The sequence below is a fragment of the Kroppenstedtia sanguinis genome, from assembly GCF_050433445.1.
GTDB classification, from domain to species: domain Bacteria; phylum Bacillota; class Bacilli; order Thermoactinomycetales; family DSM-45169; genus Kroppenstedtia; species Kroppenstedtia sanguinis.
In genome coordinates this window covers 152223-159926 of the sequence record NZ_JBNPXF010000006.1, presented here as the reverse complement: position 1 = coordinate 159926, position 7704 = coordinate 152223, and the positions used below count along the sequence as shown (strand labels likewise).

Genomic DNA, 7704 nt, shown 5'->3' with positions numbered 1-7704 from the left:
TGGGTAGGATGGCTACCTTCATCTAGAGCTTCAGCTCCTTTGGATTGTAGTGCCCATGGTACAAAGGTCGCTTTGGCAGCACACGACTCCCTTCCACAACCCATTTTCTGGGTAATCAACAGCCCTGGATTTTTTTCATTTGTCACCTCTTCACTTTTTGGAAATAGGGATAACGGGTGGTGCGCAGCCCTTCCGCGAACAGCTCCACATCGGGCATGGAGTGGTCCACGGCGATTTGGATCGCTTTTTCTCGGTCGTAACGTAATGAACTCGTCGAAGCTGGACGGAAGCATCCTTTCCAGAGAAGTGCCTTTTGATATGATGCAAGAGATTCTCCATACCCTCATTCGTCGATCCGGTCGGTTTTTTGTTTACATTAATTCAAGCGGCGGTTCGAAACGGGATTGATCATTCTGATGTTAGGAAGATTATTAGGGAAAAAAGCAGGGTTGAAAATGTGCAAGATGCTATGAAGGACGACAATAAAGATAATTGATTGTAACTATTTTTTGTAGGGGTGCTATCATGAACTATAGGGAATTCGGGGTAATCCTATTTGTTGAACGCTACGAAGCGTGTGTGGATTTTTATAGTTACATAATGAATTTAGAAGTAAGGAATAAGAAAGAACGCCTTGTTACTTTTAACATTCCCAATGGTTATTTAATGGTTGAGAAAGGCGGGATTGGTTCCGATGAAGAAAAAGCCCGTAGCGAAAATCCTGTTGTATTGCGATTTGATGTTGAATCACTTGCATCTGAAGTAGCTCAGCTAGAAAAATGTGGCGTAGGTTTTGTGCATAAACACCTTGCATTTGATTGGGGAACAATTGCGGTATTTCTCGATCCCGATGGAAATCGCATTGAATTGGGGGAAATAAACAGTAATAGTACTTCATACGCTAAATAAAATGGGTGAGGGACAGGGCTGTCGATTAGCCAAAGTTTAGAGAAAAAAAGCCCCTTTGTAGTACAATGGTTTTGAAGGACCCACCTCAAAACACTACTCAAAGGAGCTTTCTATGAAGCAGGATACTCTACTTTTTGACCTATTGCAATCGCTGTATGGTTTGCAGGAACATACCCAACTAGCTCAAGCATATGAATTCCAGAATTCCGCAAAATTCTCCACCTATCACTTGTTGAAATACTGGATCGCCGTTGCCATCGGACAGTGGAAAGGATTTCTCCATAGTGAAAAACAACCCCCAACCTGCGCTGGGCTTCCTTCAGTGGACCAATCCACCTTGGCGAAGAAAGCCAGAGAAGTGCCTTTTGATATGATGCAAAAGATCCTCCATACCCTCATTCGTCGATTCGGTCGGAACGTTCGACGAACCCTTTCGCTCCCGCTTCCCATTGAAGCCCTCGATTCCACTACCGTCATGGTCGGAAAGGGAAGGCTCCCTTGGGCCCATTTTCAAGGAAGCCAAGCAGGGGTGAGAAGCTACACGTCAGGATAAATACAACGGATCAAGCTTTGGTACAAGTCGAAGCTTCCCCTGCACGGGCACACGACATGGCCTCCACCCTGTTGCAAGAGCCCCATCACATGGGTGGTTCAAGATCGGGAATACATTCACGGCAAACGGTTGGAAAAGCTGGATGACCAGCGGGTCTTCTTTGTCGTGAGTTTACGCAAAAATATGAAAATCGCTCACGTACTCCATCCAACGAGGATTCCCCTATATTTCAGGACATTGGGGCCACTCTTCAAGGGACCTCCCGTCCGCTTCGGATCGTTTCCTTTCACGGTGATCAAGGAAAGGCCATCCACGTCGTGACGAATTTGATCGTGGTAGATCCCGAGGGGATTGCTGATCTGTACCGCGCCCGATGGCAAGTGGAGCTTTTTTTCCGTTGGCTCAAGCAGCATCTGAATGCCACAACCTTGTTTGGGACGACAGAGAATGCGGTTAATGGCCAACTGTTTGGTGCCTGTATTACCTATGTTTTGCTCCATATGCTTTATAATTGGAAGAAGCCGGGTCACTTCCGATCTGTTTCCATGCTGGATTTCATGCGTGATCTATGGAACCTTCAACATCACCTGTAATGGGTGCTTTCCTTGTTCGATTTGTTACGAGCTTCCCCTCATCTTTATGCGAAATATGGCTAACCGACAGGCTTGAGTTTCACATGACCTTCCGTTAAACCTCTCTTCCCCAACCGTCGCAGATTTCCTTCCGAAAAAGGGAACGTTTGTTTCTTGAGAGGTTGTCATAAGTCCCTTTCCCGATCGATAGACTGCAGCAGGAGGGGATCTGGATGCGTTTCAGTGAATTTGCGGAAAAAGAATTGATCGATGTGGCAGGGGGAGAACGGATCGGATCCGTGGGTCAGGCGGATCTGGTGATTGATCCCCAGACGGGGGATATCCGTTCTCTGTTGTTACCCGTGGGGAATTCCTGGTTTGGGAAAAAGCAGGGGGCACGGGAGATTGCATGGAGTCAGATCCGGAAGATCGGTCCCGAGATGGTGATTGTGGAAGGGGTAGGGCGTTCTTATTACAGCCGATAAAAGCGTTGGGTTTGAACTGTCGGGATGAAATGGTGGGCCAAAGTTCACAACGTGGATTACATGATGGGTGCCGGGCTTAGATCTGCCCGGCTTTTTCATATGAACAAAGGCTGAGTTCCCGGTCACCGTGGTTGCTCTATTCTCATAGGATGCAAAAGCGGAGAACTTCTCTCAATGAGGGGATCCCCGCCTCATGGGGTGCTCCCCCAGGAAAGGGGTCTTACTGGGGAGATGTTGACGGGGAAACACATCGCCATTGTCGGCGGAGATGCCAGACAATTGGAAGTGATCAAAAGTTGCATCGAGGGGAATGCGAAAGTCAGTCTGATCGGATTTGACAATCTGCAAAACCCATTCAGCGGTGCTGTCCACCGTGAGCTAAGTATTCAGTTTGTCGAATCGGTGGATTTAATGATCTTGCCCATCATGGGGACCGATGATCATGGGTTGGTGGACAGTATTTTCACCCAGAGGCGAATCGTATTGGCAGAAGAGCATATATCCGCATTGCCGGACCACGCCATTATATTTTCGGGGATGGCTAAACCCTATCTGAAAAATCTCTGTGAGAAGTATTCCATACGTCTGGTGGAATTGCTGATGCGGGATGATGTCGCCATCTACAACTCCATCCCTACGGTGGAGGGAGCTTTGATGTTGGCGATCCAAAATACCAATATCACTATCCACGGTTCTACCTGCGCTGTTTTGGGACTGGGAAGAGTAGGAATGACACTCTGCCGAACGTTGCATGCCCTCGGAGCCCGGGTGAAGGTGGGGGTCCGCAGTCCGGATCAAGTGGCCCGGGCAGAAGAGATGGGACTCTCCCCTTTTCTGATGAAAGACTTATCGGCTCAAGTGGGGGATTTGGACCTGTTGTTCAACACAGTACCCGCTCAGGTGGTAACGGAGCAGGTGTTGAACCAGATGTCCTACTCCTGTGTGATTATCGATTTAGCTTCGAAACCAGGGGGAACTGATTTTACCTTTGCGGAAAAACGAGGGATTAAAGCGATGCTAGCCCCTAGTCTGCCAGGGATTGTCGCCTCCAAAACAGCGGGCAGGATTTTGGCACGGACAATCACCCGCCTGATGGCGGAAGAACTGGGTGAGAGGGAGTGATGGATATGAATCTTGCGGGAAAGACGATTGGATTTGGCATGACAGGTTCCCATTGCACCCATGATGAAGTGTTACCGCAAATGAAACGCCTGGTGGATCTGGGCGCACGGGTGATCCCGATTCTTTCGCATACGGTGCAAAAGGTGGATAGCAAGTTCGGTGAAGCCCGGGAATGGCTGGCCAAAATTAGTGAAATCACAGATGAGAAGATGATCACGACAGTTCCTGAAGCGGAACCAGTCGGTCCCAAAAAATTGCTCGATTGTATGTTGATTGCTCCTTGCACAGGGAACAGCATGGCTCGTTTAGCCAATGCATTAACGGATGGTCCGGTTTTGATGGCAGCAAAAGCGCAGATGAGAAATCGGCGTCCGGTGGTTCTCGCCATCTCGACGAATGATGCTCTAGGACTCAATGCGGCCAATTTGGCCCGGTTGTTGCCAGCGAAATATATCTATTTTGTCCCCTTCGGTCAGGATTCCCCTGAACAGAAGCCGAACTCCTTAGTAGCCAGGATGCAACGGATTCCGGAGACGATTGAAGCTGCCATGGCGGGGGAACAAATCCAACCATTGATAGTTGAAAAATACCGGGATTTAACCTCATAATAGATAGGGATTGATAGTATGTCAGAGATCCTGTGTCGGCTGAATCCATCACGGGAAAGACTCCATAGGATCTCTGACAGAGGAAAATGAGGGGGATTAATTCTATGCCATCAAAGGAAGCAACTGTGGCTGTTTTGGGAGCGACAGGTGCAGTTGGAGAACAGATCCTGAGGAACCTGGAGAGACGTTCCTTTCCTGTGAAAGAGCTCCGCTTGCTTGCATCCCGTCGATCCGCTGGCAAAAAGGTCCGTTTCAAGGGAGAGGAAGTGAAAGTGCAGGAGGCATCTCCCGAGGCCTTCAAAGGAGTGGATATCGCTCTGTTCAGTGCAGGTGGGGGTGTAAGTGAAACTTTTGCACCCGAAGCCGTGAAACGAGGGGCCGTGGTTGTCGACAACACGAATGCATTCCGGATGGATCCGAAGGTCCCCCTGATCGTCCCGGAAGTGAATGGGGCTGCGATTGGCCATCATCAAGGAATTATAGCCAATCCCAACTGCTCTACGATTCAGATGGTTGTGGCTCTGAAGCCTCTTTATGACCGATTCGGTTTGGAGCGGGTAATTGTGTCTACTTACCAGGCGGTCTCCGGCTCTGGAGCGGCAGCCATGGAGGAATTGAAGGAGCAGTCTCGGGCCGCGCTGGAAGGCAAGGAAGTAGTGAAAGAGATTATGCCTGTGGGTAAACTGCCCCAGCATTATCAGATCGCCTTCAATGTTATCCCGCAATGCGATGTGGCTGAGGAGAACGGATTCACCCTGGAAGAGATGAAGATGGTCCGGGAAACAAAGAAAATCTTTGCTGATGAAACGATCGGAGTGACCGCCACCTGTGTCCGTGTGCCGGTCTCCCGCGGTCACAGTGAATCCGTCTACGTGGAGTTGAAACGAGATTTTCAGCTAGAGGAAGTGCGTGAGGCGTTTCGACAGGTTGAAGGAATCGTCCTGCAGGATGACCTTCATCGCCAAGTTTATCCGATGCCTCTGAAGACGGTGGGTCGGGATGAAGTTTTTGTAGGTCGGGTTCGGAAAGATACGGTCCATCCAAGAGGTCTCAATTTTTGGGTGGTTGCCGACAACCTTCTGAAAGGCGCCGCAACCAACGCTGTTCAAATCGCAGAACATCTGCTTTGATTCAAATGAAGAAGGGATTGTCTCATGAGAATCCGTATACAGAAATTCGGAGGTACTTCCGTGGCAACCCCAGAACGCCGAAGTCGGGTGATCCATCATATCCGGCAAGCTCTGGAGGAGGACTGCAGGGTCGTCGTAGTAGTCTCGGCGATGGGACGCAAGGGGGATCCCTATGCTACGGATACATTTTTGGAGTGGGTTTCAAAAAATGGTAATCCTTTGTCGCCGCGTGAACAAGATCTGTTACTTTCCTGTGGAGAGATTATCTCCGCGTCGACCTTGTCTGGCATTTTAAACCGGGAAGGGATCTCCAACACCGTATTAACCGGTGGCCAAGCGGGAATTATCACCAATAATCAATACAATAACGCTCAGATTCTCACGGTGAATCCGACCCGGGTGCAAGAAGAGCTGGAACAGGATCGGGTGGTGATCCTGGCTGGTTTTCAGGGAAAAACCATCGATGGGGAGATCACCACACTGGGACGAGGCGGGAGCGACACAACGGCGACAGCCTTGGGTGTTGCTCTGAAGGCAGATACGGTGGATATATTTACAGATGTGGAAGGGATTATGACAGCGGATCCCCGGATTGTTGAAGATGCGGCTCCGTTGGATACTGTCACCTACTCTGAAATTTGCAACCTCGCTTTCCAGGGTGCCAAGGTAATCCATCCCCGGGCTGTGGAACTGGCCATGCAGACCAATGTTCCCATCCGGGTACGCTCTACCATGAGTGATCACCCCGGAACCTTGGTGTCCAGCACTTACCATCAACCGGGCGGGGAGTTTAACGACCGTCTCATTACTGGGATCACACATATGCCCCGGGTGACTCAAGTAAAGGTACCTGCCAAAGAAGGGCAGTATGATCTTCAGCTCAAGGTGTTCAAGGCGATGGCCGAGAACGGGATCAGTGTGGATTTTATCAATATCAATCCCAGCGGGGTGGCCTATACGGTTTATGATCAGGTGGCGGACCAGGCTGAGGAGATTTTGCTCTCGCTGGAGTTGGAACCGGAACTGGTGCGTCACTGTGCCAAGGTTTCAGTGGTGGGGGCGGGTATTGCCGGTGTGCCGGGGGTGATGTCCCGGATTGCGGAAGCTTTGACTCATGAGGATATTCCCATCCTCCAATCCGCAGATTCCCACACCACGATCTGGGTGCTGGTTCCGGGGGAGAAAATGGTTCAAGCGATTCGCTCCCTGCATCGGAAATTTGAACTTCATCATGTTCATATGACCTGATCCTCAAGGTCAACTATACAAAAAATTACATCGTGATTAGATCGGGATATAGGGGGATGGACACCGTGGAATTTGGTAGACTTCTGACTGCTATGATCACTCCCATGACGGATAGCGGGGCCATAGATTGGCCCAGTGTCGATTCCGTCGTGGAACACCTGATCGAAACCGGCACCGACTCTTTGGTTGTTGCAGGGACGACAGGGGAATCGCCCACATTGACTCACGAGGAGAAGCTGGAGCTGATCCGGCATGTGGTCCGACAAGTGGACGGACGTGCAGGGGTAATTGCCGGTTCTGGCAGCAACGACACCGCTTCTTCGATTCAATTGACCCAGGAGGCGGAAAAAACAGGTGCGGACGGCGTGATGCTGGTGGTCCCGTACTATAACAAACCGACGCAGGAGGGGTTGTACCAACACTTCAAAACGGTGGCCCAATCCACTTCACTCCCGGTCATGCTGTATAACATTCCGGGTCGGAGTGTGGTCAATATGAGTGTGGATACCATGGTCCGTCTGACCCGTGATGTGGAAAACATCACCTCAATTAAGGAGTCCAGCGGTGATTTGGTTCAAGTGATGGAACTGGTGGAAGGGAAGCGGGAGGATGTTGCTGTATATAGTGGGATGGATGAGCTGACGGTTCCGTATCTCTCAGTAGGGGGAGCAGGGATCGTGAGTGTCGCGAGTCACGTGGCTGGAGAAGAAATGAAGCAGATGGTGGAATCTTTTTTCCAGGGGAATGTGGATCGGGCTGGCCAAATACAACGTCGCCTCATTCCCTTGGTCCGGGGACTCTTCATGACTTCCAGTCCGGCACCGTTGAAGTATGCTCTATCCTTGATGAAGGTTTGCGGGGATTCAGTCCGTCTGCCGATCGTCCCGTTGAATCCTTCTGAAAAAGACCACATGCGTTCGCTCCTCCAACAGATGAACAAAAAATCTTGACCAGGGCTGTTGATTGACCATAAGTGGATGATGGGAACGAGATAAGCCTTTCGCTCTTCCCATTGCTCCCCGTCACAATATCGCTTGAGGGAACGGGGATGGCGGGACGGCTACGATCTATTGCAAA

9 protein-coding genes are annotated in these 7704 nt (G+C 50.2%); all 9 read left to right on the top strand.

The window, feature by feature from the left end; translation table 11 throughout:
• Nucleotides 1–525: 525 nt before the first annotated feature.
• Nucleotides 526–909, top strand: a complete 384-nt coding sequence (locus JOD24_RS05810) for a VOC family protein (protein WP_380163246.1) — start codon at nucleotides 526–528, stop codon at nucleotides 907–909.
• A 112-nt stretch (nucleotides 910–1021) separates the two neighbouring features.
• A complete protein-coding gene (locus tag JOD24_RS05805; protein ID WP_380163245.1) occupies nucleotides 1022–1462 on the top strand; it encodes a hypothetical protein in 441 nt (146 codons plus the stop codon).
• 224 nt (nucleotides 1463–1686) lie between these two features.
• The gene (locus tag JOD24_RS05800) at nucleotides 1687–2055 is read left to right on the top strand and encodes a transposase (RefSeq protein WP_380163338.1); all 369 of its coding nucleotides are present in this window, start codon (nucleotides 1687–1689) and stop codon (nucleotides 2053–2055) included.
• Nucleotides 2056–2267: 212 nt separating this feature from the next.
• Nucleotides 2268–2519 carry a YlmC/YmxH family sporulation protein gene (locus tag JOD24_RS05795; RefSeq protein WP_380163244.1) on the top strand — a complete coding sequence of 84 codons (252 nt, stop codon included), beginning with the start codon at nucleotides 2268–2270 and terminating at the stop codon, nucleotides 2517–2519.
• 231 nt (nucleotides 2520–2750) lie between these two features.
• Nucleotides 2751–3641: a dipicolinate synthase subunit DpsA gene (dpsA, locus tag JOD24_RS05790; protein ID WP_380163337.1), complete on the top strand. Its 891-nt coding sequence runs from the start codon at nucleotides 2751–2753 to the stop codon at nucleotides 3639–3641.
• 5 nt (nucleotides 3642–3646) lie between these two features.
• Complete coding sequence (locus JOD24_RS05785) at nucleotides 3647–4249, top strand: dipicolinate synthase subunit B (protein ID WP_380163243.1); 603 nt, start codon at nucleotides 3647–3649, stop codon at nucleotides 4247–4249.
• Between the two features lie 104 nt (nucleotides 4250–4353).
• Entirely contained in the window at nucleotides 4354–5379 is a 1026-nt protein-coding gene (locus JOD24_RS05780; RefSeq protein WP_380163242.1) for an aspartate-semialdehyde dehydrogenase, read from the top strand.
• 24 nt (nucleotides 5380–5403) lie between these two features.
• A complete protein-coding gene (dapG, locus tag JOD24_RS05775) occupies nucleotides 5404–6627 on the top strand; it encodes an aspartate kinase (RefSeq protein ID WP_429246494.1) in 1224 nt (407 codons plus the stop codon).
• Between the two features lie 56 nt (nucleotides 6628–6683).
• Complete coding sequence (gene dapA / locus JOD24_RS05770) at nucleotides 6684–7577, top strand: 4-hydroxy-tetrahydrodipicolinate synthase (RefSeq protein ID WP_429246493.1); 894 nt, start codon at nucleotides 6684–6686, stop codon at nucleotides 7575–7577.
• The last annotated feature ends 127 nt before the right edge of the window (nucleotides 7578–7704 follow it).

Excerpts from the sequence above, each read along its gene's own strand:
- JOD24_RS05795 (WP_380163244.1), top strand. The coding sequence starts at position 2,268 with ATGCGTTTCAGTGAATTTGCGGAAAAAGAATTGATCGATGTGGCAGGG.
- JOD24_RS05780 (WP_380163242.1), top strand. The coding sequence starts at position 4,354 with ATGCCATCAAAGGAAGCAACTGTGGCTGTTTTGGGAGCGACAGGTGCA.
- JOD24_RS05810 (WP_380163246.1), top strand. The coding sequence starts at position 526 with ATGAACTATAGGGAATTCGGGGTAATCCTATTTGTTGAACGCTACGAA.
- dapG (WP_429246494.1), top strand. The coding sequence starts at position 5,404 with ATGAGAATCCGTATACAGAAATTCGGAGGTACTTCCGTGGCAACCCCA.
- JOD24_RS05805 (WP_380163245.1), top strand. The coding sequence starts at position 1,022 with ATGAAGCAGGATACTCTACTTTTTGACCTATTGCAATCGCTGTATGGT.
- dapA (WP_429246493.1), top strand. The coding sequence starts at position 6,684 with ATGGACACCGTGGAATTTGGTAGACTTCTGACTGCTATGATCACTCCC.
- dpsA (WP_380163337.1), top strand. The coding sequence starts at position 2,751 with ATGTTGACGGGGAAACACATCGCCATTGTCGGCGGAGATGCCAGACAA.
- JOD24_RS05785 (WP_380163243.1), top strand. The coding sequence starts at position 3,647 with ATGAATCTTGCGGGAAAGACGATTGGATTTGGCATGACAGGTTCCCAT.